Source organism: Methylobacterium sp. JK268, assembly GCF_054052225.1.
The window spans coordinates 13297-35939 of the sequence record NZ_JBSVZN010000032.1; the positions used below are offsets into that span (position 1 = coordinate 13297).

Here is a 22643-nt window from a genome sequence, read left to right on the forward strand (position 1 = left end):
CCTGCGCGGGGGCGTACGATCCGGGTCCGAGCGCCCGGCCGGCGTGCCTGATTGTATGGCGACTCGCCCGGGCCACCGCCGTCGACCACGCAGGTGTCGCGGTCGACGGCGGCGAGACGCCCGGATCGACCCGGGCGGTGTGTCGCGACGAATGGCCGGGCAACGGGGCATCGCCCCGTCTTGCCCGACAGCCGAGACACGCCCCCCGCGTCACGGTTCCCGTCACCGAGCGGGTGGCTCGGACGCGCGACCGCGGCGCGCGACGTTCATGGGGGCAGGCCGAGCCGAGGCCTCCCACCGGTCCAGGAAAGCCTTCAGGTGGGGCCTGTGCACCCCCTCGCGGCGGAGATAGTCGACGAGACCGCGCATGGACGCGTCGTGCCCGGCCTCGTCGGACTGACCGCAGAGGTAGGACCACCTGAAGTACAGCCCGAGGGTGTTCAGGACGTCGCACTCGCAGTAGTCCCGGACGCGCTTGATGTCGCCCTCGGCGACGAGGCGCTCGACGTTCGAGCCGTGCTCCCCCGCCTTCCCGGGCAGGCCCATCGCGGCCGCCATCTCGTCGAGGCCCATGCGCGTCGAGGCGCCATGCGCCGAGAGCAGTTCCAGCAGGTCGGCGTGGTACTCCTGCGAGTACCTCGCGGCGTACCCAGACCATCTGTCGCCCCGCCGGTACCATGCGCCGGCCGGGATGCCATGGACGAAGGCGCGCAATTGCAGGACGGGCACGTCGAACGACCTGCCGTTCCAGGTGACGAGCCGGTGCGCGCCGGCGTCGAAGAGCCGCCAGAACCCGCGCAGCAGGCGCTCCTCGCCCCAATCAGCCTCGCCACCGCTCCGGCAATGCTCCACGACGTAGGTCTCCAGGCTCGTCGCGGGATCGGTCACGATGCGCGCCCGGGCGTAGGAGACGGCGACGACGCGGTGCCAGGCAGGTTTCGGGAACCTGTCCGCGGGCCAGTCCGACGGCACAAGCTCCGTGTCCGGGACCGTCTCGATGTCGAGGCACAGCAGCGTCGCCGGCCGCGTCGCCGGCGCGGGGCGCCTGGACGCGGTCAGCCGGTCGGGGGCGTGCCGCGCCGGGACGGGGCGGCCGCGTGGAGGCGGCGCGGGGAGGGGCAGGACGCCTTGGGCGGGTGACGGCATCGTGTCAGGTCTCCAGCACGAAGGAGGGATGGAAGGTTTCGGGGCCGCCGCGGCGGCCCCGCGGGTTGGCGACGACGCGGGTCCGCCCGATCCGGAGGTCCACCCCTCGGGGCACGTGGCCGTGCACCCAAAGGACGGGGGCGCCCCACGCCGTCATGAGGTGCTCCAGGTCGGAAGCCTGCGCGGCCGCGCCCCAGTCGACCGGGAGCCCATGCGGGGGTCTCGGCGCCAGCGAGCGGCGGCTGGGCGCGTGGTGGGTCAGGACGACGGCGCGGTCCCCCGGCCGCGTGCCCTTTACGAGCGCGACCGGGGAGGTCCCGAAGCCTCCCGACTGGACCTTGATGCTGACGAGCGCGTCCTCGATGAAGGCGCGGCTCCGGGCGTGCGCCCCGGCGGCGTCATGCGGCAGGTAGCGGGTGCGCGGGCCGAGCCGGATGCGTTGGCAATCCGGATGGTACCGGCGGGCGTACCCGCGGGCCAGGGTCGCCCTGTCCCGTCCCTCGATGCCCCAGTCGGTCCAGAGGGTGCTGCCCAGGACCTGGACGCCCGTCCCGTCCGCGTCGGCGATCCGGACCGCCTCGTCGGAGAGCAGGGTGATCCCGAGGCGGGCGGCGAGGGCTCGCCCCTCGCGCAGGGTCTCCGCCTTGCCCCTCCCGTTCCAGAACTCCGCGTTCCCGGGAACGAGCACGACGGGCCGCTTGCCCTGGCGGCCCGCGAGGTTGTCGGCCAGCCAGGACAGGGACGTCGCCAGGTCGCCCGACACGTTCCCGGCCACCAGGAGCGCGTCGAACATGGGCAGGGGGTCCGGTAGGCGGAGGGGCGCCAGGTCGACCCTAAGGTCCGACATCACCCAAAGGCGCAGGTTGGCTGCCGGGAGGCTCGCGGGAACCTGCTGCGGGACCGGCGTCGGCGTGGCATGGCCGGCCGGCGGCGGGACGTGGCGCGTCATCGCGGATTTCCCTTGGTCGCGCGCCCGCCCGCCTCATGCTCGGCCACCATCGCGCGCAGCGCGTCGCCGCCGATGACGCGGCGGTCGAGGAGCGCCTCCGCGACCGCCTCCACTGCGTCGCCGAAACGTCGGACGAGCTTCTCGGCCTCGGCCTGGAGCCGGGCGAGGTCGGCCTCGACGGCGCCGCGCAGGCCGGGGTCGTCCCGGAGCGCGCGCGCGACCTCCTCCATGGTGCCGCGGTAGGCGAGTGCGTCGCCGAGGCCCATCGAGGCGTGGATGCCGGCGACGAACGCCGTGGCCCGGGCGAGGTCCGAGGTGGCGTCCCCGCCCGCGCCGGCGCTGGCCTCCCCGAGGAAGACGGTCTCTGCGGCGCGCCCGCATAGCAGGAAGATGACCATGCGCTCCAGATCGTCCCGCGTGGGTGAGGAGCTGAGGAGCGGCTTGATGCTGGTCGCGCCGGCGGAGTCGCCGCGCAGGACGAGGTCGACCTGCGCGACGCGCCCGACCCGCAGAACCTCCGCCCCCACGCCGTGCCCGGCCTCGTGGAGCGCGCTGCGAGCCCGCTCCTTGTCCGAGCGGCCGTCCGCAGGCGCCACCACGCCGAAGAGGTCGTCGGCCCGCAATGGCCGCCCCTCGGCGCGGGCTCGGCCCCGGGCTTCCAGGACCCAGGCGGCCACCTGCGCGCCGGTTGCACCGAGGGCGAACTCGCCCAGCGCGGTGAGGTCCACGTCCGCGAGCTCGGCGCCGAGGTGGTGACGGAAGATGGCAGCCAGGTCGGGCGCCTGCGGCGGCTCGATCCGGATCACCCGGTTGAGCCGTCCCGGCCGGATCAGCGCGGCGTCGAGCTTGTCCGCATGATTGGTGGCCCCGATTATGCAGAGATCGGCCGCATTGTTTGCTGTGTAATTATCAATGGTTAAGAGCATGTGCGTAACTATAGGATTCCAATATTCGCGAGATCGCTCTGTCATTGTCGCTCTATTGGGTATACTGTCTATTTCATCGAGAAATATTATAGACGGAGCTAGAGACGCAGCGTTCGAGAATTCAGTGTCGATCTGTTTGATCACTGCATCTAAATAGCCGCTTGACGATGAGAACCAAGCGGATACAGAGGTTATGATGAGGGGAAGGCCCGAAGCTTTTGCAAGAGATCTTACGTAAGTCGATTTGCCGAGCCCTGGCTCGGAAGCCAATACAACGTTCCTGTCGATGCTGCGGAACGGGATCTGCCCCCGCTTCCAGAGGCCGAGGTCGCGAAGCAGCCTCTCGCCCCATTCGTGGGCGGCGCCGAAGCCGCACAGGTTCTCGAACGCGGGCGCTTCCGCGGCGGAGGCGTCGGCGACCGACCTTGCCTCCTTCGCTGCGACGAGCCGGTCGACGCATGCCCGGGCCGACGTACCGCGGATCAGGCTGCACAGCTCCCAGTATCCCAGCCCCGCCGCCACGCGCGCCGGCAGCGCGGGCGGGCGCTGGCCGGTGACCGAGCGGATCACGCGCATGACGACGTCGTTCGAGGGGATGGCCACGCGGATGCGCACGTCCGCGGCGGCCACGAGCGCCGCCGGGAGGTGGCGCTCGCAGGCGTGCGACACACCGAGCACCCGGCCGCCTTCCGCGAGGATCCTGGCGACCTTGTCGTTGCCCTTGTCGGGCCGGTCCTCGGCTCGGGAGGAGCCGGTCCGGGCGAAGGTGACCGACCATTCGCCCAGCGCCCGGCATGCCCCCACGACCGGGTCGACCCACTCGGCCGACGGGACCTCGACCACCATGGCGAACGGTCCGGTGCGCGGGACGCGCCGGCGCGGGCGGGCGCCGAGGGCATCCTCCACCGCAAGGCTGGCGAGGGTCTCCGTGGCAGGCATGCGACGACCCCGGCGGTCGGCCGGGGTGGGGGCGGCCTCCGCGTCGTCGAGGTCTTCGCGCAGGAAGGCAAGGTCATGCATGGGAGGTCTCGCGCGTGGGGGTCGGCGGCGCCCGGAGGGCCGACGCGGACCATGGTGGCGGTCGGGTTGGCGAACCGGCGCAAGCGCCCGGCTGGGGCCTCGCGCGGGAGCCTCGATGCGGAGGGATGGCGGCCCGCGCCGGGCGGGCGAGGCCAAGGGGCGGCGCTGGCCGCGCGGTGCCGTGTCCGCTAGCGACCGCCGACGTCGGCGGGGGTGTCGCCGAGGTTGCCCCGGCGTGCCAGGACGGCGAGGTTGTGGGCCAGGACGAGGGCGGCCACATCGCAACCGGCTCGCGCGTGGACGAGCAGGCAACTCATCGCGAGGTCGCCTGCGAACCCGTCCGATCCCCGGCCGTGCAGGATGTCCACGGCAACCGCGACCAGGGCGGCCGGATCGCCGCCCAGGGCTTTGCGCCACAGCCGATGGTGAAGCAGGACGGGGCCGGCGAGCGCCCGGCGTACCTCGTCCAGCGTCACGGCGTCGACGGCGCCCGGCCCGAGCACGCGCCAAGCGGCAAGTGGGTGGCATGACGGGCGAGCGGCGGGCGGTCCCCGTTGGTCACCGAGGGCCGCGTCCTCGGGACCCTCGTCGTCGGCCGCGCGGGTGTGGGGCATGGGACCTCCGGGTCGGGCATGGCTTCGCCGTCCCGGCGGACGGCCGGGCGGCGCGGGTGGGCGTTTCCGGATGGAAGGGGCTGGGCTAATGCAGGCCGCCGCCCTCGCCGGGGCGGGCGGGCTTGCCGAGCAGGTAGTACCGCGACAGCGTCCGCGCCCAGGTCGCGCCGTCGGAGGCGTAGAGATCGGACGTCAGGATCCGTTGGCCGTCCCGGATGTTCGGGTGCCCATAGACGCGGCCGGTGACGACGCGGACCAAGCGCGTCGCCTCGCTCCAGTCCTCCAGGCGGGGGGCCGACGTCAGGTCCTCCCCGGCCGGCTTCACGCCGTCGCGGATGCCCTGGAGCTCGTCGGCGAGTTCGTGGAGCCGCTCGCCTGGCTCCCGCTCGTCCGGCGGCTTGGCGTGCGGGAAGGCGGTGCGGAGCTCGTCGGCGAGGGCGATCCCGTCGATGGCTTCCGCACCCGGATTCCCGGCCGCGGCCCGGAGGGCGGCAAGGAGGGTCAGACCGGCGGCGAGGGTCCTCGCCGTCCGGTCCCCCTCGATGACGCGGAGCGCCTCCTTGCGGCTCAGCGCGGGCAGGACCACGGGGAGCACGCGCGCGCGCCGCCCCGCGGCCATGTCGCCGAGGAGGCGCCCCACCGCGCCTTCGAAGGCTCGCGCGGCCGGGGCGCCCCCGCCTCGCCCGCACCCCAGGAGCCAGGGCGAGGGCGGCCCAGCGTTCGCGCCGGGCACCCGGCCGCCGCCGACCGGTGCCTCGTGCGTGCCGGCGGCCAGGGCGCACGCGGCGGCGTTCTCGTCGAACGGGGTCGGGCCCACCGCGACGACCGACACGTCGGCCAGCGCATGGACGGTCCGGTCGGCAAGGCACCGCAATGGGAGGTCGAGCACCACGTGACGCCCTGCCCGGACCGCCCGAGCGGCCTCCCGTCCGGCGAAGGCGCCGACGGCGCGCAGGGTCGACGCCTCGTGTTCCACCACCCGGACCCCCTCGGGCCGGATGGCCGGGGCGGGAAGGCGCGGCTCGCCGGGGAAGGTGACGCGCACGAGGGTCGCGGCGTCGCCTTCCACGTCATGGGCGTCGGCGAGGATGAGGGCGGCGTGCGCGGCGTCCGTGCGGCCGGCGCAGCCGAAGATGGCGGCGATCAAGAAGGCCTCCGTGTGAGGGGCATGCATCTCGACCGGCGAGCCGGTCAGGGCATGAACGCTTCGATCTTCGAGGTGCTACTGTGGCCACGAGGCAACCAATTGCCTCAGGCCGGGACCTTTCGGCCAATGGACACGCAAGAACAGGCGGAGGTGGCTTAGACTTGCGTTTTCCTGCCATTTGCCACGCGCGCCTCGGCGTTCCTCTCGTTCCCGTGAGGTAGGAATGCCGAGGGCGGCGAGGAACGGGGCGGCCTGGACTTCCCGTCATCCGTGCGTGAGCCAGGAGTCCTCCTCGTCGCGGACCGCCCGGTGCATAAGTCGGGCGGGGACAAGCGCGAAGTCGTCGTCCTGCCGGTCGAATTCATCGTCCAGGAGGTCGGCCGCCACCGCTTCGAGGTCACGCGGGTCCAGGTGCTCCGCCTCACGGGCAAGGGCATCGGCGAGGAGATGCGGGGCGAGCGGCGACCTGGTCCTGTCCAGGGCTTGGCGCCGGGCGAGACGCCCGCGACGGCGGACGTTCCCGGGCAGGTCGAACGTGGCGACGAGGTGCGGGACGGGAGTGGCGCGAGCGGTCATGTGTTTCCTCCTTCAACCGGCGAGGGTGCAGGCGCAACGGAAGCGGGGACGGGATGCGAAGCCTTCGTGGCGGGGCGCGGCGGGCCTGCGGCGCGGCACGAGGCGGCGAGCCCGCCGCGCGCGCTCGGCGCCCCCGGGGCGCGATGGCTCCTCCTGATCGGCGTTGTCCCCGTCCAGGTCGCGGGCGAGGTCCAGGAGCCTGGCCCGGAGTTCGACCCCGCCGGCCGTCGTCGGCCGTTCCAGGAGCGCGGCCACGTCGCCCGGTTCGATGGAAGCCGCGCGGGGATCCTCTGCCGCGAGACAGAGGGCGGCGGCGAGACCGGCCGCACGAGGCACGAGGGGAGGGCAGGGCTGCCCGTGCCGGAGAAGCGCCGCCTCGTCGCAGCGCAGGGGCGGCAAGGCGACGGGCAGCACGCGTAGCCCGGAGGGACGCGCGTGGGCGCAGCAGGTGAGCATCCACGGGGGCGCCAGGCCAGGGTCGGGGAAGGCGGTCACGCAAGCCATCGCGTACCGGGCGGTCGCGGCGGCGAGGGGCGTCGGCCCGTGGCAGACCACGGAGAGGTCGACGCCGCCGCGGACGACGCGGTCGGCAAGTCGCGCCAGCGGCAGTGCGACGGCGAGATGGCGTTTCTCCGCGCGGGCGGCGCCCAGGGCGTCCGTGAGAGCGGCGGGGGCGCCATGCCCGAGGTCTGGCCCTGCGTCCACCATGCCTGCAAGGCGTGCGAGGGCGTTGCCGGCCAGGAGGGCCGCCTGGTTTGCCGATGCGTCGTCGGAGAAGAACGCAATGATCACGGGAGACCTCCGTTGGTGGCCCGCTCCATTTCTGATTTTGGGATTATACGGCAAGGATTATTCTCCTGCCAGGAAAATCTCTATGCGCTGGAGGTTTGGCCGGGGGATGGTTAACGGAGTGCTGCGTCCCCGGACCGGGTCGCGCCCTCCATGTCCCAACTCCTGGTCCTGCGGCGTAGGATGATGGCCGCGGCCGCGCCGGTGGCGCAGGGTGGATGCCTTCCCCCGGCTTACGCCTTGCCCCACCCGAGCGGATCGCAGGCCCCGGCGCGCTGACGCTGCCCAGGAAGGGCCACCGACACCGGCTACGCCCAGTGGGTGCCTGCTCCGACCGGCATCCGCAACGCCGTCGCGTCCAGTTCCTGCGACCACACCGCCCGGTGCTGAAGGGAGTGTCGGGAAGAGGTACAGGAAACCCGCGGTGGTTAGTTAACCATGAAACGCACGAGCATCTTGCGCTTCGAGCGGCGACATTGCATTCTGACGGGCTAGCCTGCTATGATTTTTGACTTCAAGCTCGCTCGTCCGATGGGTGCGACGCAGGCAGGGCGCGACATCTTTCGATCCGCGCCGGTCCGCACCCCCGTGTCCCTTCCATGGGGAAGTCGGTTCGGACCTGGACCCGGACACTGGCTGAAGCATGGAGGTATGCAGGATCCCGCTCGCGACCGCTCCATGCCTCATCCATGCTTTTTCCCCGTTGACTCCCGGACCTGCCTGCTCCAGATTGGCGGCAGGAAAGGGCCGGAGCATCCATGCGGACAATTGCCGATGTGCTGACGGAGGTGCTCAGGGTCCTCGACGAGCTGGCCGCCCAGCAGCACGGCGTATTGCGGGCTCAGCTCGAAGCGCAGAACGCGGCGTTGGCGCTGCAGGCCAGGACTGCCGCCGAGCGCGCGAGGCTTATGGACCTGCTCACCGAAGTCGCTAACCGCGATGCGCCCGAGGGGCGCATTGTCACCCAGGCGGACGAGCGCGCCGGCTCGGACGAAGCTGCCGAGCCCGTTTCGCGCCTTCGGTCCCGCGTGGCGCAGATCATCGTCGACGCCTTGGCCGAAGCCGGCGATGCGGGGCTGTCGGGCAAGGAGATCAACGACATCATCATCAAGGCTGGATTTACTAAAGATAGCAGCGAAAAAGCCAAGTTATTCCTTAAGCGCAACGGCTGGGCGCGCCATGATAGCCACGCGATGCACTGGTATGCGCCCGGAAAAGGACCGCGTCATATCAAGGGCGAGAAAGTCATTCAGAAACGCGTAAACCCGGAGAACCTAGGTCGTATTAGGAAAAAACCCTGAAACACGCAACAAGGCAGCCCTGGTTTCGGGCTGGATGCCCAAAAGCCGAGATGTTGATCTGAGAGACCCACGATAACGGCCCGATACGGAGCACAGGCTGTCGCATCCCGCAGCCTGTCGGTCCACCGAATGAGTCAAGGGAAGATTTCGATGCAGCCATCGCCCGCACCGCAGGGACGTATCATGCAGCTTAGGTCACCGGTGGCAACGGCGCGCGGTCCGCCTCGACGGTCGAAAGCGCTGCCATGGCCGGTCACGAGGCACCTCCCCGGCGCGGTGTTGTCATCGCGCCGGGGAGACCTTGGCCGCAAGGCGTGTCCAACCACGCTTGCGGCCCGCTCGGCCATGTCGAGAAAGATACCTGAAACCGGCCGGTCTCGCAGGGTTACAAACCCCAGGAGGAATCCTCCTTATGCCCGCATGGCGCGACGGTCGCAAGCGGGCAGGGCGGATTTCCGCGAGTCCGTGCCGTGGTTATCCACAGCGAGGAGGACCGCGATTGCTCGACGACGACACCAAGGCGCTGGACGACGCGCCCGACATGGGGCTGGCCGATATGGTCGGCCTGATCGACGCCGACTTCGACTACCACCCCACCGATGAAGCCCGCTCAACGGCCACGACATCCGGCTGGGCCGAGGGCTGACGGCCGCCCGTCCACATTTCCGTAACATGAGACCGGCGGCCCCGCAACGGGCCGTCGCCGCGCCCCCTACCCCAACACTGCCAGAGCTCCGGCGCCTGGCGCCGAGCCGTGGGAGCCATTCGCCATGCGCGACGACACCATCCAATCGGCCGACCGCACCCTGTTCAGCATCGTCGGCATTGTCCTGCCCACCCATCGCGCGCCTCGCCGGCCCGCTCCTGCCAAGAAGGCGGCCGCGGACAAAGCCGCATCGCAGCCCAAGTGCGGCGACGCCGGCGCCTGAGAACTCAGCCTCACCGAGGCGGGTCGCCCGTCGGGGCTGCCCGCCCACCATCGAATTCTCGTCACGTGACCGGACCCGCGCCGCCATGCCACACGCCCGCAGTACACCCGACGCTGTCGTCGTACATCATACGCCGCCGCAAACGGACCAGACCGCCCGACGGCTGCGCCGCGCCGCTGCACTGGATGGTGCTGGCGGCGCAGGGGTGGCGCTTGCCGCGGTCGCGGCGGCCGCCCGCCGCTTCGGGGAAACCACCCAGCTTCTGCGCCAAATCCGTCGCGAGCGGCCGGAACGCAGAGGGTGGGCGGGCGCGGCGGCCTTGGCCGACCGGCATTGGATGACCATGCTTGTCGCTGAGGGGGGCGGCTGGCCGTCGGCGCTGCTCTCCGTGGGCACGGGCATCGACGCGGCCTTCAAGTCGGTGGCGGATACGGCGATCACGTGCCAGCCCGCTGGGCGGCGCGCATGAGGCCGATGCCAGCGCCGGCCCGGAAGGTGGTCACCGGTCGTCGGACGGGAGCCCTGACCGGGTATCACCCGAGCCGCAAGATGGCGGCGTTGATCCCGTTCGAGAGCCTCGTCGAACTGGACGCCCTCGTGGTCCTGGAAGCCGATTGCGAGGTCCTCCAGTTCGGGGCCCAACCGGTCACGTTCCAATGGCACGACGCCGGCGGTGACCGCCGCTACACGCCCGATCTCCTCGTCGTCACGGCGCTCGGCTGCACTTTTCGGGAGGTCAAGCCTGCACGCCGGCTTGCGCGCGACCCGACCCTGCGGGGCCGGAGGCGGCGCATCGAGGCCGAGTGCGCGGCGCGCGGTGCCGATTTCGAGGTCTGGACCGACAAGGAAATCAGGCGCGAGCCGCGCCTATCGAACTCCCGGGCGGTGCTCTCCGAGGGGCGGCGCGTCGGGGACGCATGGGCCGAGGAGCGCGTCCGGGCCGCGATGCCGAACTGCGCGACGGTCGGGGAACTGGCCTGGGCAGGCGGCCTGCCGCCGGTCCGCGCCCTTCGGGCGGTCATGCGCCTCGCCGCCCTCGGCGAGGCCGGCCTGGACCTGGACGCTCCCCTCGGGCCGTCCACCCGCATTCTCGCAGGTGCATCACGATGAGCGGAAGCCCACAGCGGTACGTCGAAGGGGACCATCTCCGGATCACGGAGGCGAACGGAACCCCGCGCCTCTGGGTCGTGCGCAAGCGCGCAGGCCGGGGTTGGCGACTGGAGCCGGTCGGCGGCGGCGACACGCGCACGCTGGCGGACGGCGACATCACCCGCATGCGGCGACAGATCGAGCACTACCCGCAGGGGCGGGCCGGATTGACGGCCGCCCAGGAGGAACTCCTCGAAAGGGCCTTCGAGAGCAACAAGGCGGAGGCCTGCGTCGAGGCGATGCGACGGGCCGAGTATCTCTGGCATGCACATCGGCTGCACAAGGAGGGCGTCCCCCTCGATAAGGCATTCGAACGCGCATCTTCCGAGGTGTTCGCGGAAAAGGGGGCCGTTTGGCAGCAGGAGGACGAAGCCGCCGCCGAGGCTCGCGAGGCGACGCGTGCCGAGCGCCGGCGCGTGCCCCCCGAGATGCTGAAGAGCCCTCCCAAGCCGCCGAAGCCCCTGGCCGCGCCCCGTCCCAGCACCATCGAGAGTTGGTACCATCCCTGGGTGATGGTGGGCCACGATATTCGCATCCTCATCCCGCTCATCGAGAAACGCGGGAATCGAACCTCACGTTTCAAGGGCGAGAGCGCCTGCATCCCGGAGAGGATGAAGTTCTACATCGAGACAAAATATCTTGATAAACGCAGAGCGTCCTTGAACGAAGTTCATAAACTGCTCAATAAAGAGCTTGGACTGAAGGGGCTGAAAGTAAGCTACAAGTGCTTCAGTGCACATCTTGAGAAAAATTACTCCGAGCATGAGGAGGTGAAGAGACGCTTCAACTGGCGTAGAGCCCATCTTGAAACCGGCGTGTTCAAGCGCAAGCGTCCGCCCGCGAAGCCGCTCGATGAGATCGAGGTCGATCACAGCCTTCTCGATATCATCGTTGTCAACGAAACATCGGGGAGACCTTTAGGAAGACCTTGGATCACGCTGGCATTGGACAGATGCACTCGAATGGTTCTCGGGGTGCATGTAAGTTTTGAGCCTCCGAGCTTCGCCTCGCTACAGCGATGTTTGGCCCACGCCTTCTGGCCCAAGGACCTCACCGGGTTGGGGCTGCGCAATCCATGGCCTACCGAGGGCATCCCTCGGCTGGTGTTCTGCGACAACGGCAAGGAATTTCACAGCCGGTCACTAAAACTCGCCGAATTGTCGATGGGCTTCACTGTCGTCAATTTGCCTCCACGCCAGCCATGGTTGAAGGGCAAGGTCGAAAGGATTTTTGGCAGGATAGGTATCCAAGTTTTCGATCTTGTCGAGGGAAAAACATTCAGCAATCCTGCCAAGAGATATGAGTACAATTCGGTCGCAACTGCCAAGATGAATCTCGCCGAGCTGAAGGAGAAACTACTTAGATACTTCATCGATGATTACCACGTCAACTTTCACGACGGCTTGAAAGGAGTGCCACTTGAGGAGTGGCAGCGGCATGCCGAGGTGGACCGGATCGAGGGTGTCCGCTCATTCGAGGACATCCGGCGCCTGATGGGCGCAGCCTTCCTGAAGCCGATCACGAACGTCGGCATCAAGCTCTTCGGGCTCGTCTACTACCACGACGACCTCAAGGCGCTACGCCGGCGGCGCGGGGGTACGACCAAGCGGTTCCACGTTCGCGCCGACCCGTTCGACCTCGGAGAGGTCGAGGTGCTCGACGAGGAGACGGGCCGGTGGCTCGTGGTGCCCTGCGACCGGCCCGAACTCGCGGCCGGCGTGTCGCTCCATCAGGCCAGGACCAACGACAAGCGGGCGCGGAGGCTCGCGGAAGGCGGGCCGGTGACCGACCTGCACCGGATCGAGGGACGGCGCCTCGAAGCGGAAGAGGTCGCCACCGCCCTGGGCGACACCGAGGCGAAGACCACCGCGGCGCGGGCGGCACGGTACGGGCTCGATAACGGCCGGTTCTTCACGCCGCTCGTCGGGCAGCCGACGCCCGCGAACGATCCCGCGCCTGTTCCCGCCGAGGGCGAGGCCGCGGCGGGTGAGGGAACAGGGGACCAGGCAGGGAGCACGGAGCCATCGGCAGGCGCCGACCCCGATGTTCAAGCGGCGATGCTCGCGATGATGGCCCAATGGACGAGGAGGTCAGCATGACGAAGGCGATGAACCAGGCGGCCGAAGCGGGGCCGAATATGGCTGGCGGCGGGGACGTCGTCGTCGACTTCGAGACGCGGACCGTGCCCCACCAGGCCCTGCTCGACGGCAAGGCGGAGATCGCGAAGCTGCAGGCCCGATACCGGCCCGAGAGGCGCCGCCGCTTGAAGGCGCGGGCACTGGTCATCGCCGGCCCCTCCGGGGCCGGGAAGTCCACCATCCTGGAAAGCTACGCCGAGGACTACCCGCACGTGACGGATGGCCCCGACGGCGACATCCGACGCGTGATCCTCGTCGAGGCCCCGAAGCGCCCGACGCAGAGGTCGTTCGTGGCGGCCATCATGCGTGCGCTCGGGTCGACGGCGAGGGACGCCTGGAACACGGACGAGATCATCGCGAAGATCGGCTGGCTCTGCGACGAGCTCAAGGTCGAGATGATCCTCATCGACGAGGCGCACCACCTCTGCGAGCACATCAGCCAGGACAACGAGGAGGACGTCTCCGAATTCCTCAAGAGCCTGCTCAACCGTCTCGGCACGCAGATCGTGCTCGCCGGCCTGCCGAGCCTCCTCCACCTGCGGGACTACCCGCAACTGCGGCGTCGCATGCAGCCGCCGGTCGTGCTCCACCCCTATTCCTGGTCCACCGTCGAGGGGCGCGCCGCCTTCATGGCGATGGTCGGCCTTTTCGAGGCCCAGCTCGGCTTGCCCGAGCCGTCGCTCCTCTTCGCGCACGAGACGGCCAAGCGGCTGTATTGTGCGACCGGCGGGTATCCGGGGCTCGTCTCGAAGACCCTGAGCGAGGCGCTGAGCATCGCCCTGGAGACGAAGGCGAGGCGCATCGACCTAACCCTGCTCGGGAAGGTCTGGGACCGGTTCGAGCCTGCCGGGACGCCCCAACTGTCCGTCGACCCCGACGCACGACCCGTGCCGGCGTCCCAGGTGGCTCGGGGAGCCGCGCGCAATCCCTACCTCTCCGGCAGCGACGCTTTCCTCAAGCTCTGGGCGCGGATGGTGCGGGAGCATGCGACCATGTCGGAGCGCGCGAACCGCCGACGCCCCAGGCAGCTCGCCTACCGTCCGGTCAGGAACGACGTGGAGGAGAGGCTCGCCGCGTGAGCCGGCAGACCGTCGAGCCGCTGGCGCTCCGTGTCCGCCCTAAGCCTCACGAGGGCGGGGCGAGCCTCCTCGCGCGCCTCGCCGCGCGCCACCGTGACGGGGACTTGGCCGCCTTCTGCCGCGAGCATGGGCTGAGCCTCCGGAAGCTCGGTTTCGGCCGCGGGGTCGACCGCTTGGCGATGCTCGCGGGCGTAGATGCGGCCGACCTGTTGCTGGCCTCCCCGAGGATCGACGCCCGCGCGCGTTCGGTCCGGATCGGCCACGCCGTAGTCGGACTGGCGGACTGGTCCAGGGACGGCGGTCGATTCTGCGCGCACTGCGTGCGCGAGGACGTCCTGCTCGCGCTGGCGGCCGGGCGCGACCCTGCCGTCGATATCCACCGCCGCATGTGGTGGGATGTCTCGTCGGTGACACGCTGCCCGACGCACGGAACCAGGTTGGGCGCCGCCTGCCCGTGCTGCGACACCGGTCTGGCTTGGGGAGGCATCCCCGGTCGGTGCGGGCGATGCGGCTGCGGCCTGGCAGCGTCCCGCGCGCCGGACCTACAGGGGCATTCGGGCTTTTCCGAATACGCGGCCGCACGGCTCGCAGGCTGGCCCACCGACGTTCCGCTCCTCGACGGCATGGACCTCAAGGATGCGGTTCCGCAGATGGAGCGGCTCGGGTTGGTCATCACGGCGCCTTCGTCCGCCCTCAAGCCACGCCGCGACGCCGCGACCGCGGCGGACATCCGCGAGGTCGCGTTTCGCGCGCTGGCGTCCTGGCCGACGGCGTTCGAGGCGGCGCTCGACCGTGGGCTCTCCCGGTCGCGGGGCGAGCGGACCAGGGCCGGGCTGACGGGGGCGTACGGATGGGCTTACGAGCACTGGGCCGCTAAGCTCCCGCATGCCTCGGCTTTCGGGTCAGCGGTGCGCTCGACGATGCGTGCCCATGCAATAAGGCACGGGGTGATCTCCGACCGGGAAGGTGCGCTGCTCGCGGCACCGTCGCCACGCGCCTCCGGGATCACCGGGGCGGCGCGTTCGATGGGGTGGGGCTTCGTGCGCGCCAAACGGGAGGCAGCCCGACGTGGCTTGGTCCCGCTCGGGGCGCGTCGAGGCGTAGGCATCCGCATCTCCTCGCAAGAGGTCGCCGCCATCCTGAGGGATCAAGCCGAGTTCGTCGGCATCGTCGAGGCATCCCACCTGCTGGGGATCGGCAAGGTGCAGGCAGGCAGGATCGTCGCGGCCGGCCTGCTCGGGGCGTCAGAGGCCAAGCCCACTCGCATCCGTCGGGAGGCGTGCGAGGATCTGGTTCGTCGTCTCGCGGCCGGCGCGAACCGCCTCGAAACGCCGCCAGGCGGCATCCTCCCGCTCCCGGTGGCCTGCCAGGCAGCCGGGGTCCCGCTCGACCGGGCTTGCCGTTGCATCCTCGCCGGTGACGTTTCCCCCTTCGGCGTGGTCGGCGACGGCAAGACCCTCGCTCAAGTCCTCGTGGATCCGAAGGCACTCAAGGCGGGACGTTCCGACGGCACCCTCAGCATCGAACAGGCCGCAACGGAACTACGCTTGCACCACGAGGCCGCGCGCCACCTCGCGCGCGCAGGGTTGCTGGGACGGCGATGCGGGGCGGCGACGCGGGTCGACCGCGCTGGACTGGCCCGGTTCCGTGCGGCATACGTGACCGGAAGCGAGGCAGCTGCCATGGTCGGCACCTCGCCGAAGGCCGTCGTCTCGCGGCTTGGACGGCTCTCCATCATCCCTGTCGCCGCACCGCCGGCGTGCAGGCAAGTCATCTTCCGGCGGACCGACGTGGAAACGGCAATCCACGCGTTTCTCGGACCCGCCGCGACGGACGCGCCGCTTGCCCAAGGAGCCGCCGAAACCCGCCCGCGACCGACGCAAGAGGGATGAGGAGTTCGAGCCGCGCGCGTTGCGCGTGCGCTTCCGGCCCGAGCCGGCGTATTCGCTGTTCGGTCGCCTGGCCGCCAGGAACGGCGAGACCTCCTGCCGCGCCTTCGGTGCGGAGGTCGGGCTGCGGTATCTCGGGGATGTTCTGGCGGGACGAAGGATCGCGGCGGTCGAGAACCTCGCGGGGCTGGCCGGGGCGAACGTCGCCCGATACACGGCCGTGCGCTCCGGGGCGGGTCAGGTGGTGCTCCTGAACGGGGAAACGCTCCTGGCGCGGTCCTGGGCGCCGAAAAAGCAACGGTATTGCCCGCGCTGCCTGGAGGGCGACCTGCGCGGAACGGTGGAGAACGACGGCCCGCGCCCCTTCCGCCCATACCGCCGCACTTGGTGGGACGTCACCCACGTCGACAACTGCCCGATCCACTGTTGCAAGCTCCTACGCGCCTGTCCCGTGTGCGCGGCGCCCATCGACGTCGATTATGCTTCGCCGTGGCAATGCCGCTGCGGCGGCGACCTGACGAAGGCGGTCGCCACTCCGCGTTCGCCGTGCGAGTGCTCCGTGGACCGATACGTGGTTGGGCGTCTCGGCGGATGCGAGCCGCTCCCGTTGCCTGTCCTGGACCGCGTCACCTTGGAGGCAGCCGTCTGGGCGGCCTTTTACGTCGGCTGGATCGCGGATCATGGCCGAGCGCTCGACATGCGCCAGGCCGACGACGCCACCAAGGCGGCGGCGCGTCGGCGGGGGCTGGAACTGCTCGCCGATTGGCCGCTGTCGTTCAAGGCGTTGCTCGATGCCATGGTCGAGGACGTGCCGTCGCGTGACTTGCAGAACCTGTCGCCCCGGACCGCGTACGGCGCACTCTCGATGTGGCTGGCCCGGTCGCCGGAACCGTCGCTTGAGCCGCTACGGGAAATCGTACGCAGCCATGCCGAGACGTCGAGGCGCTCCGCTCCCAGGGGGATTTCCTTCACCGAAGCCGCTAACCGGTTGAGGGTGACGCGCAAGACGTTCCTCGCAATCGCCCGGCAACATGGCCTCGTTCCCACAGGCACCAACCTTCGGTCGAGGATCGTGCTTGACGATGAGACTGTATCGAAGGTTCGCGACCTGCTGACCCAACCGTTGGGACAACGGCATGCCGCCAAGTTCCTCGGGATCAGCGTCCCGGCCTTCCAGCGCTTGGTCGATGCCGGCGTGGTCGCCGCCCACGATCCAGTCGTGACGAGCCGCCGCGACAAGACCTATTCGCCGCAGGAGCTGGAGCGGCTACTCGGCCGGCTGGCCGGGGACGCTCCCGAACGCCAGGGGCTTGAAGGGGACGACGCAGGATTGCCGGCGGCGTCGTTCAAGGGGCGGGTCGGATTGGACCGTTTACTACCGGCTATCCTCGATGGTCGCGTAAGGCCCAAGGGGAGGCTGCCGTCCGCCCCGGGCCTGCAAGGTATCATCGTGTCCGTCGGAGATGTCGTCTCCCTGCACGGGCAACCTTCCGACAGCATGCTGCTGGAGGAGGCAGCGAAGCGGTTCGGAGTCAACTACTGGGGTTTCCTCGGTCTGGTCCGATCCGGGCTGATCCCCGCCCGGAAGGCTCTCGGCAGGACAAACAAGCGCTGGTGGGTGCGCAAGGACGATTTCGACCGCTTCTGTGATGAGTACGGCACCGTTCGCCATCTGGCCGAACGGCACGACCTATCGCGCGTCGTGACGCGCGCCATCATCGACAAGCTCGGCCTGAAGCCTGCCTCGGTTCCGCAAGGGCACTTCGTCGAGGTGTATCGGTTCCGTGACGCCGAGGCTGCCCTGGCCAATTCCTGGGAAGCGCGGGACCATAGGGCTACACGGAAACGACGGCCCAAGCGCCCCTTCTCGTGATCGGATCGACGCCTTCGCGCTTCAGCGCAGGCAAGCTCCTCACCGAATTGGGTGAAAAGCAGCAGGATTCCCGACGCAATCGGGTACAGCTTTTCAGGGGGATATGGGTTAAGAAAGCGAAATCCCTTTATTTTTCAAGGGGCGCTCTGGAAGTCTTTATGGGAAGAGGCAGATCCGGACGATCCGTTCGGAAACCGTCTCAACAGCCCGCGCGGCGCTTGAGCGAAGCCGGTTTCCGCATCGCCGAGCAATCAACCGGCAACCGGATGAAACGGGATCCGCTTCGATCAAGCGGATCCCGTTTCACTTGGTCCCGACGAGCCGGAGCAGCTTGGCGTATTGCTCGACGTTGCGGCTCTCGCAGATCTGGCTGTCGAGGTAGGTCCGCACCGCGCCCGACAGCCACCAGCTCATCGAGACCGCCTTGATGGGCCCCGCATCCTTGGTCTCAGGGGGGCCGGGCCGGTGCGCCAGGGTGCACGCGCCCGCCTTGTAGTCGGACGGCACCCGTTCGGAGACCTGGAAGGTCAGCACCTTCGCCACGACCTTCCGGGCGATGCCCGCCACCACAATCTGCCGCCGCCGCGCCGCGAGGATCGCCTCCGCGGCGTGGCCGTCGCGCGTGTTGACCAGGGTCTTCACCGGCGCGACGGTGGCGTCGTACCACGCCTGCCTCTGCTTCCCGCGCTGCGCGACGTCCGGGTCGCCCACGGTCTCGGAGCGTGGATTGTTGGTCACGTGCAGGATGACGGGCGCGGGAAGCCCGGGTTTGACCGCGGCCATCGCCTCGGCGAGCTGGAGCGCGGTGGTGATCCCGTCATTCTCGAAGTAGCCGCCGTCGACCACGAAATCCACGGCCTTCCCGCGCAGCTTATCCTTGGGGTCCCGCTCGCTCCGCCGGATGGTCGCGGGCGGCGAGATCAGCGGGAAGCGGGCGCTCGCCGTCGCGGCGGTGGACAGGCTCAGTCTCGGCGCCCCCGGGTCGGGCACCGCCGTCCCGCCCCGGCAGGCGCGCGCCGCACCGAGCGTCTCGATCAGGTCGACGGCCGCCGGAAACAGCGGCACGGGCGTGTCGCCGCTGCAGCGGAACGGCAGCAGGTCGGTGGCGATCGAGCGGCGCCCGTCGATCACCGAGGTCGTGTTGAGGACGAGAAGCGGCGCCCAGCGCGCCGGCCCGTGCGGGAAGGCGCCGAGGGCCCGGCCGAGGCCGCTCTCGGTCGTGCCGTCGGAGCCGACGAGGCGCCGGTAATGGTCCTCGAAGGCCCACTCCAGCAGGATCGCCCGATCCTTCATCTCGGCGTAGTGGAAGGGGAAGCCGAACAGGTCCCGGAAGGCGAGGCCGATGACCGGTCGCGACAGGAAATCGCCTGCCGTGAGGGCCTGAAGGCAGCTGCGCCACGTCCAGCCCTCCGTCGGCGCGAGCGCCTGCCCGAGCCAGGAGGTTGCGTCGGCGCGGCAGGGCGGCGTCCCGTCCGGCCCCGCGTCGTCGAGGGCGGCGCGGATCACGGCGGCGCCCACCGATCCGCCGGACACCCCGGAGATCGCGAAGAGGCGGCGGCCGAGGTCGACCTCCTTCAGGGTGAGGATGTCTCCGACGATCGAGGCCGTGAAGTAGGCGGCCCGGCTCGCCCCGCCCGCGCTCGCCAGGATCACCGGGCGTGCGCCGCAGGGCGTCGCCTCCGCCCCCGGCGGCAGGTCGCAATTGAGGCGCACCCAGCGATCGATCGCCTCCGCGAGGTCGAGGCGCGCCGCAGCGCCGGGCGGCATCGTGCGCAGGTCGTGGAAGCGCGTCACCAGGCCCGTGGCGACCGACAGGACGGTGATCGCGAGGGCGATCACCGGCACGCGCCACGCGTGGGACAGGGCCGACAGGAAGGCGAGCAGCGTGACCGGCAGGGCGAGCACGACGATCAGGAAGTCGGCGCGCGGCGCCAGGTGCTCGAGGAGGGACGGCCAGACCAGCGCCGCGACCCAGACGGCGGCGAGCGACAGCATCAGGGCGACCCCGACGAGGTCCGCCCGGACGGTCCCGCGGATCCGGCGCGCGCGGCGTCCGGTCTCGGTCGCGAGATCGGCGAACCAGAACGGCTTCGGCTCGACGAGGAGGCTTCCCCCCTGGCCGGTCCAGAAGGCGCGCAGGTAGCTCGGCCATGACAGGATGCGGGAGGCCGGATCGACCAGCCGGCGGCGCAGGACGATCACGGCCGCGTAGGCGAGGCCCGCGGCGGCGAGGAGCGCGAGGAGCCGAGTCGGGTCCACGATCCCAAGCGACACCCGCGCATCGCCGAGGTCGTGGGTGGCGCGGGTGATGCCGATCCCCACGGCGGCGAGGCAGACGAGACCGAGGAGGCGAGGGATCCAGGCGGCCGCGACCCCGTAGCGCTCGACGCGTGCCGCGCGCGCCTCGGGCGTCAGGGGCAGCGCCCCGCGGCTGGCCGCCCAGGCCTGCTGCTCGAGAACCTTGCGGCCCGCGTAGTGGACGATCAGCGCCCAGAACAGGACGAGGACGAAGAACCCGCTCCAGTAGGCGGGATAAGGGTCCTCCTCCATGAACAGGTCCCGCGCCTGGTCCACGAGCCAGAACAGGCCGAGGCCGGCGGCGGCGCTGGTCGCGCTCGCCCGGCAGACCCAGAGCACCCGCAGCCAGTTCAGGGCGCGGTCCCATGCGCCAGCGCGTGCGGGAGGCGCGGCGCCGCAGCGACCATCGGTGGGGTGATCCATGGGGCGACCTCCATCGTCTGGTGCTTGGCTGACGGTGCCGGTCGGGATCGGCGCAGCCGCCCACCCCCCGCCCCGACCATGGTCGTGGCGCCTGAAAAGGTTTTTCCAGATATCGCTTGTCCCGATTCTTCGAGCACAACGGGTGACCGGAAAGCCGTCAAATCATCTTGGCGATTCAGATTTTGTCAAGATTTTAGCCGTGGCAATGGCGCGAGCCGCAATGGTCGCCTATCTTGGAATTTGAGTCAGGGTTGGTTGCCGACCGCGGATTTTTTAAAAAACAGACGCATAGGGAACGGAAGTAAAATGCAATCCGAGGAGATTTTTATTTGTTAGATTTAAGCAAAAAAATCGAAGTTATTTCTGATCGAGCAGGACGCCGGGGGCGGTTGGAGCGCTGAATGGTCCGGCGTCGCTGCGCGGGTGCCGTGCTTCGGGGCACCGCCAGCGGCAGCGATCGGTCGTTACGGTCCTGTCCCGGCCGGCGTTCCTGCGGCCCGCGAGGCGATCGCCGCGATCGGCGCGCCCCCAACAGCGGACCCTGGCCGATGAAACCAGGAACCGACCACCTGAAACCACGCTCCCCTCTTCCGGAGGAGAGCAGCGTCAGCGGAAGGAGGTCCGGATCCCGCACGGGACTCTGCCGCGAAGCGGCTCCGAATGCCAAGACCGGTATTGAAAAGCAGTCGCTTTCCGGAGTCTTGCGGAAGTTTCCGGGTCGCATTCCGCTGGCGCTGCATGCGCGCAGGCCCGGAACGGGCCCGAAAAGGGGGTGAGCCCCGCGGCCCATTTGACCGCGCCGCAAGCCGGTGTCGATCCACCGTCACCTCGGACCCGTTTCCGGCGGACCGAGGCGCAGCAGGAGACCGTCACGCAGGCCGCGCCAGAGCGCCGAGCGGATCTCCGCTCCGGCGCGCTCTCGGACCAGGTGAACGGCCATTCGCAGCGGCAGTGCGACGAGCCAGCGTGCCTTCAGTCCGGCCGGGACGTGCCCGAGGCGCAGCATCGCGAGCTGGTTGCGGACCGCGGTGTAGACGCGCGAGGGCGGCTGGTCCGCGACGCAGAGGCCGAGCGGCAGGCGGATGACGCCGCGCCCGAGGGCATGCGTCATCGGGACGTCCTCCGCGCGCCACACCGAGTAGCCGGCGGTCCGCGCCCGCAGGCACCACTCGATGTCGATGCCGTCGATGAAGTAATCGTCGCGGAACGCCCCGACCGCGTCGAGCGCCTCGCGCCGGATCAGGGACCCGGAGGCGATCACGAAGGGCACCCGGGCCAGCCGCCCGCCCACGCTCCCGGCGCGCTCGGCGCCCGGTCCCTTCAGGCCCTCGCCCCCGGGCGCCACCGGCCTCGGCCCGACGACCGCCGGGCGCTCGCCCGCCGTCTCCAGCCGCGCGAACCGTGCGCGGAGGGCGGAGACGCAGTCCCGGCCCGGCAGGCTGTCCTGGTCGAACAGGATGAGGAACGCGAAGCCGCCCGACCGCGCCCGCGCGGCGGCCGCGTTGTGGGCTGCCCCGAGCCCCTCGTTGGTGGGCGCGCGCCGGACAGCGAGGGGCGTCGGCGACGCGACCGCGCGGAGCGCCGCTTCGAGGTCCTCCGGACAGGGCGAGTTGGCCGCGATCAGGATCGCGTCGACCTGCGGCGCAAGGGCTGCGACGAGGCGCAGCAGCGCGGCCGGATCGGGGTGATGGGTCACGATCCCAGCGAGCACGCCTGGGGCAGAAGACATGCGGGAGCACTCCGTGGGACGATGGTGCCGGCACCAGGAAGTCCTACCTGACGTAAAGTCAATTTTGGCCACCTGGGCGATGCCCTGGGTTGCGGGACGCGGGTTCGCCCTCCACGTGAAGGTTGTATGTGGGAAAGTTTCCCACGTCTAGAGGCCGACTGTCCTCGTTGGCCTCGCACTCCCGAACCTCGCCCAAGCCGCCTCGCCCAAGCCGCCTCGCTCAAGACGCCTCGCGGACGGCCGCGCATGGACGCCGACCGTCGTGCCGTCGAGCCGGAGGAAGGGCCGGAGGTGCTCCGAGGCACCGCCGACCGACAGGCGCGGGCATAAGGTGCGATCCGAACCGGGCGTCGCGACGGTCGCGACCACGGTCACTCGGGCATCGCGCGGAGGATCGGGCGAGCGATGAGGAAGAAGCTCAGCACTCGCCAGACGCTGCTGATCCTCGTGACGGTGAACGCCGAGGCGATCACCCTCGCCGCGAGCCTGTGCCTGGTGGTCCCGCTGCTCGCCCTCGTGATCCTGCACGCCGGGGCCGGAGCCAGGCCCGGGACCGGCGGCGTCGACACCTGCGTGTCGCGGGGCGGCCACTGGGTGATCGGCTTCGAGCGCGGGTCCTCCGGGGGGCGGATGTGCTTCGACGGCCGTTAGAGCCGACCCGCGTCGGG

19 protein-coding genes are annotated in these 22643 nt (G+C 70.0%); 10 read left to right on the plus strand and 9 right to left on the minus strand.

Translation table 11 applies throughout. From position 1 onward, the window contains the following. Window positions 1–222 precede the first annotated feature (222 nt). The 7 genes from ACW9J6_RS26815 to ACW9J6_RS26845 form a co-directional block, all read right to left on the minus strand. Window positions 223–1146, minus strand: a complete 924-nt coding sequence (locus ACW9J6_RS26815) for a 3'-5' exonuclease (protein WP_457119397.1) — start codon at window positions 1144–1146, stop codon at window positions 223–225. A gap of 4 nt (window positions 1147–1150) precedes the next feature. Further along, complete coding sequence (locus tag ACW9J6_RS26820) at window positions 1151–2095, minus strand: metallophosphoesterase (protein ID WP_457119398.1); 945 nt, start codon at window positions 2093–2095, stop codon at window positions 1151–1153. Beyond that, window positions 2092–4041 carry an AAA family ATPase gene (locus ACW9J6_RS26825; protein ID WP_457119399.1) on the minus strand — a complete coding sequence of 650 codons (1950 nt, stop codon included), beginning with the start codon at window positions 4039–4041 and terminating at the stop codon, window positions 2092–2094. The genes ACW9J6_RS26820 and ACW9J6_RS26825 overlap by 4 nt, the downstream gene beginning before the upstream one ends. A gap of 188 nt (window positions 4042–4229) precedes the next feature. After that, window positions 4230–4655, minus strand: coding sequence for a hypothetical protein (locus tag ACW9J6_RS26830; RefSeq protein WP_457119400.1), 426 nt, complete (start codon window positions 4653–4655; stop codon window positions 4230–4232). Window positions 4656–4740: 85 nt separating this feature from the next. Then, on the minus strand, window positions 4741–5802 hold the full coding sequence (locus tag ACW9J6_RS26835) for a hypothetical protein (RefSeq protein ID WP_457119401.1): 1062 nt from the start codon (window positions 5800–5802) through the stop codon (window positions 4741–4743). 264 nt (window positions 5803–6066) lie between these two features. Further along, window positions 6067–6378: a hypothetical protein gene (locus ACW9J6_RS26840; RefSeq protein ID WP_457119402.1), complete on the minus strand. Its 312-nt coding sequence runs from the start codon at window positions 6376–6378 to the stop codon at window positions 6067–6069. A 12-nt stretch (window positions 6379–6390) separates the two neighbouring features. Next, window positions 6391–7170 carry a hypothetical protein gene (locus tag ACW9J6_RS26845; protein ID WP_457119403.1) on the minus strand — a complete coding sequence of 260 codons (780 nt, stop codon included), beginning with the start codon at window positions 7168–7170 and terminating at the stop codon, window positions 6391–6393. A 755-nt stretch (window positions 7171–7925) separates the two neighbouring features. Between ACW9J6_RS26845 and ACW9J6_RS26850 the strand changes: the two genes are divergently transcribed. From ACW9J6_RS26850 to ACW9J6_RS26890, 9 genes are all read left to right on the plus strand, one after another. Further along, window positions 7926–8468 carry a hypothetical protein gene (locus tag ACW9J6_RS26850; protein ID WP_457119404.1) on the plus strand — a complete coding sequence of 181 codons (543 nt, stop codon included), beginning with the start codon at window positions 7926–7928 and terminating at the stop codon, window positions 8466–8468. Between the two features lie 499 nt (window positions 8469–8967). Beyond that, on the plus strand, window positions 8968–9114 hold the full coding sequence (locus tag ACW9J6_RS26855) for a hypothetical protein (RefSeq protein ID WP_457119405.1): 147 nt from the start codon (window positions 8968–8970) through the stop codon (window positions 9112–9114). A gap of 124 nt (window positions 9115–9238) precedes the next feature. After that, a complete protein-coding gene (locus ACW9J6_RS26860; RefSeq protein ID WP_457119406.1) occupies window positions 9239–9397 on the plus strand; it encodes a hypothetical protein in 159 nt (52 codons plus the stop codon). 85 nt (window positions 9398–9482) lie between these two features. Beyond that, entirely contained in the window at window positions 9483–9866 is a 384-nt protein-coding gene (locus ACW9J6_RS26865) for a hypothetical protein (RefSeq protein ID WP_457119407.1), read from the plus strand. Window positions 9867–9946: 80 nt separating this feature from the next. Beyond that, entirely contained in the window at window positions 9947–10507 is a 561-nt protein-coding gene (locus tag ACW9J6_RS26870) for a TnsA endonuclease N-terminal domain-containing protein (protein ID WP_457119408.1), read from the plus strand. Continuing rightward, window positions 10504–12645, plus strand: coding sequence for an integrase catalytic domain-containing protein (locus tag ACW9J6_RS26875; RefSeq protein WP_457119409.1), 2142 nt, complete (start codon window positions 10504–10506; stop codon window positions 12643–12645). The genes ACW9J6_RS26870 and ACW9J6_RS26875 overlap by 4 nt, the downstream gene beginning before the upstream one ends. Next, window positions 12642–13763, plus strand: a complete 1122-nt coding sequence (locus ACW9J6_RS26880; protein ID WP_457119410.1) for a TniB family NTP-binding protein — start codon at window positions 12642–12644, stop codon at window positions 13761–13763. Before ACW9J6_RS26875 ends, ACW9J6_RS26880 begins: the two co-directional genes overlap by 4 nt. After that, window positions 13760–15655, plus strand: coding sequence for a TniQ family protein (locus ACW9J6_RS26885; protein WP_457119411.1), 1896 nt, complete (start codon window positions 13760–13762; stop codon window positions 15653–15655). The genes ACW9J6_RS26880 and ACW9J6_RS26885 overlap by 4 nt, the downstream gene beginning before the upstream one ends. Then, complete coding sequence (locus tag ACW9J6_RS26890; protein ID WP_457119412.1) at window positions 15606–17525, plus strand: TniQ family protein; 1920 nt, start codon at window positions 15606–15608, stop codon at window positions 17523–17525. Before ACW9J6_RS26885 ends, ACW9J6_RS26890 begins: the two co-directional genes overlap by 50 nt. Window positions 17526–17828: 303 nt before the next feature. On the opposite strand, the gene ACW9J6_RS26895 is transcribed toward ACW9J6_RS26890, so the two are convergent. Together ACW9J6_RS26895 and ACW9J6_RS26900 are read right to left on the minus strand one after the other, a co-directional pair. Next, window positions 17829–20246: a hypothetical protein gene (locus ACW9J6_RS26895; protein ID WP_457119413.1), complete on the minus strand. Its 2418-nt coding sequence runs from the start codon at window positions 20244–20246 to the stop codon at window positions 17829–17831. A gap of 823 nt (window positions 20247–21069) precedes the next feature. Next, a complete protein-coding gene (locus tag ACW9J6_RS26900; RefSeq protein WP_457119414.1) occupies window positions 21070–21975 on the minus strand; it encodes a glycosyltransferase in 906 nt (301 codons plus the stop codon). Between the two features lie 405 nt (window positions 21976–22380). On the opposite strand from ACW9J6_RS26900, the gene ACW9J6_RS26905 reads away from it, so the two are divergent. After that, window positions 22381–22626, plus strand: coding sequence for a hypothetical protein (locus ACW9J6_RS26905; protein ID WP_457119415.1), 246 nt, complete (start codon window positions 22381–22383; stop codon window positions 22624–22626). Window positions 22627–22643 lie beyond the last annotated feature (17 nt).

Excerpts from the sequence above, each read along its gene's own strand:
- ACW9J6_RS26865 (WP_457119407.1), top strand. The coding sequence starts at position 9,483 with ATGCCACACGCCCGCAGTACACCCGACGCTGTCGTCGTACATCATACG.
- ACW9J6_RS26900 (WP_457119414.1), bottom strand. The coding sequence starts at position 21,975 with ATGTCTTCTGCCCCAGGCGTGCTCGCTGGGATCGTGACCCATCACCCC.
- ACW9J6_RS26880 (WP_457119410.1), top strand. The coding sequence starts at position 12,642 with ATGACGAAGGCGATGAACCAGGCGGCCGAAGCGGGGCCGAATATGGCT.
- ACW9J6_RS26875 (WP_457119409.1), top strand. The coding sequence starts at position 10,504 with ATGAGCGGAAGCCCACAGCGGTACGTCGAAGGGGACCATCTCCGGATC.
- ACW9J6_RS26905 (WP_457119415.1), top strand. The coding sequence starts at position 22,381 with ATGAGGAAGAAGCTCAGCACTCGCCAGACGCTGCTGATCCTCGTGACG.
- ACW9J6_RS26815 (WP_457119397.1), bottom strand. The coding sequence starts at position 1,146 with ATGCCGTCACCCGCCCAAGGCGTCCTGCCCCTCCCCGCGCCGCCTCCA.
- ACW9J6_RS26820 (WP_457119398.1), bottom strand. The coding sequence starts at position 2,095 with ATGACGCGCCACGTCCCGCCGCCGGCCGGCCATGCCACGCCGACGCCG.
- ACW9J6_RS26870 (WP_457119408.1), top strand. The coding sequence starts at position 9,947 with ATGGCGGCGTTGATCCCGTTCGAGAGCCTCGTCGAACTGGACGCCCTC.
- ACW9J6_RS26895 (WP_457119413.1), bottom strand. The coding sequence starts at position 20,246 with ATGGATCACCCCACCGATGGTCGCTGCGGCGCCGCGCCTCCCGCACGC.
- ACW9J6_RS26860 (WP_457119406.1), top strand. The coding sequence starts at position 9,239 with ATGCGCGACGACACCATCCAATCGGCCGACCGCACCCTGTTCAGCATC.
- ACW9J6_RS26830 (WP_457119400.1), bottom strand. The coding sequence starts at position 4,655 with ATGCCCCACACCCGCGCGGCCGACGACGAGGGTCCCGAGGACGCGGCC.
- ACW9J6_RS26850 (WP_457119404.1), top strand. The coding sequence starts at position 7,926 with ATGCGGACAATTGCCGATGTGCTGACGGAGGTGCTCAGGGTCCTCGAC.
- ACW9J6_RS26825 (WP_457119399.1), bottom strand. The coding sequence starts at position 4,041 with ATGCATGACCTTGCCTTCCTGCGCGAAGACCTCGACGACGCGGAGGCC.
- ACW9J6_RS26840 (WP_457119402.1), bottom strand. The coding sequence starts at position 6,378 with ATGACCGCTCGCGCCACTCCCGTCCCGCACCTCGTCGCCACGTTCGAC.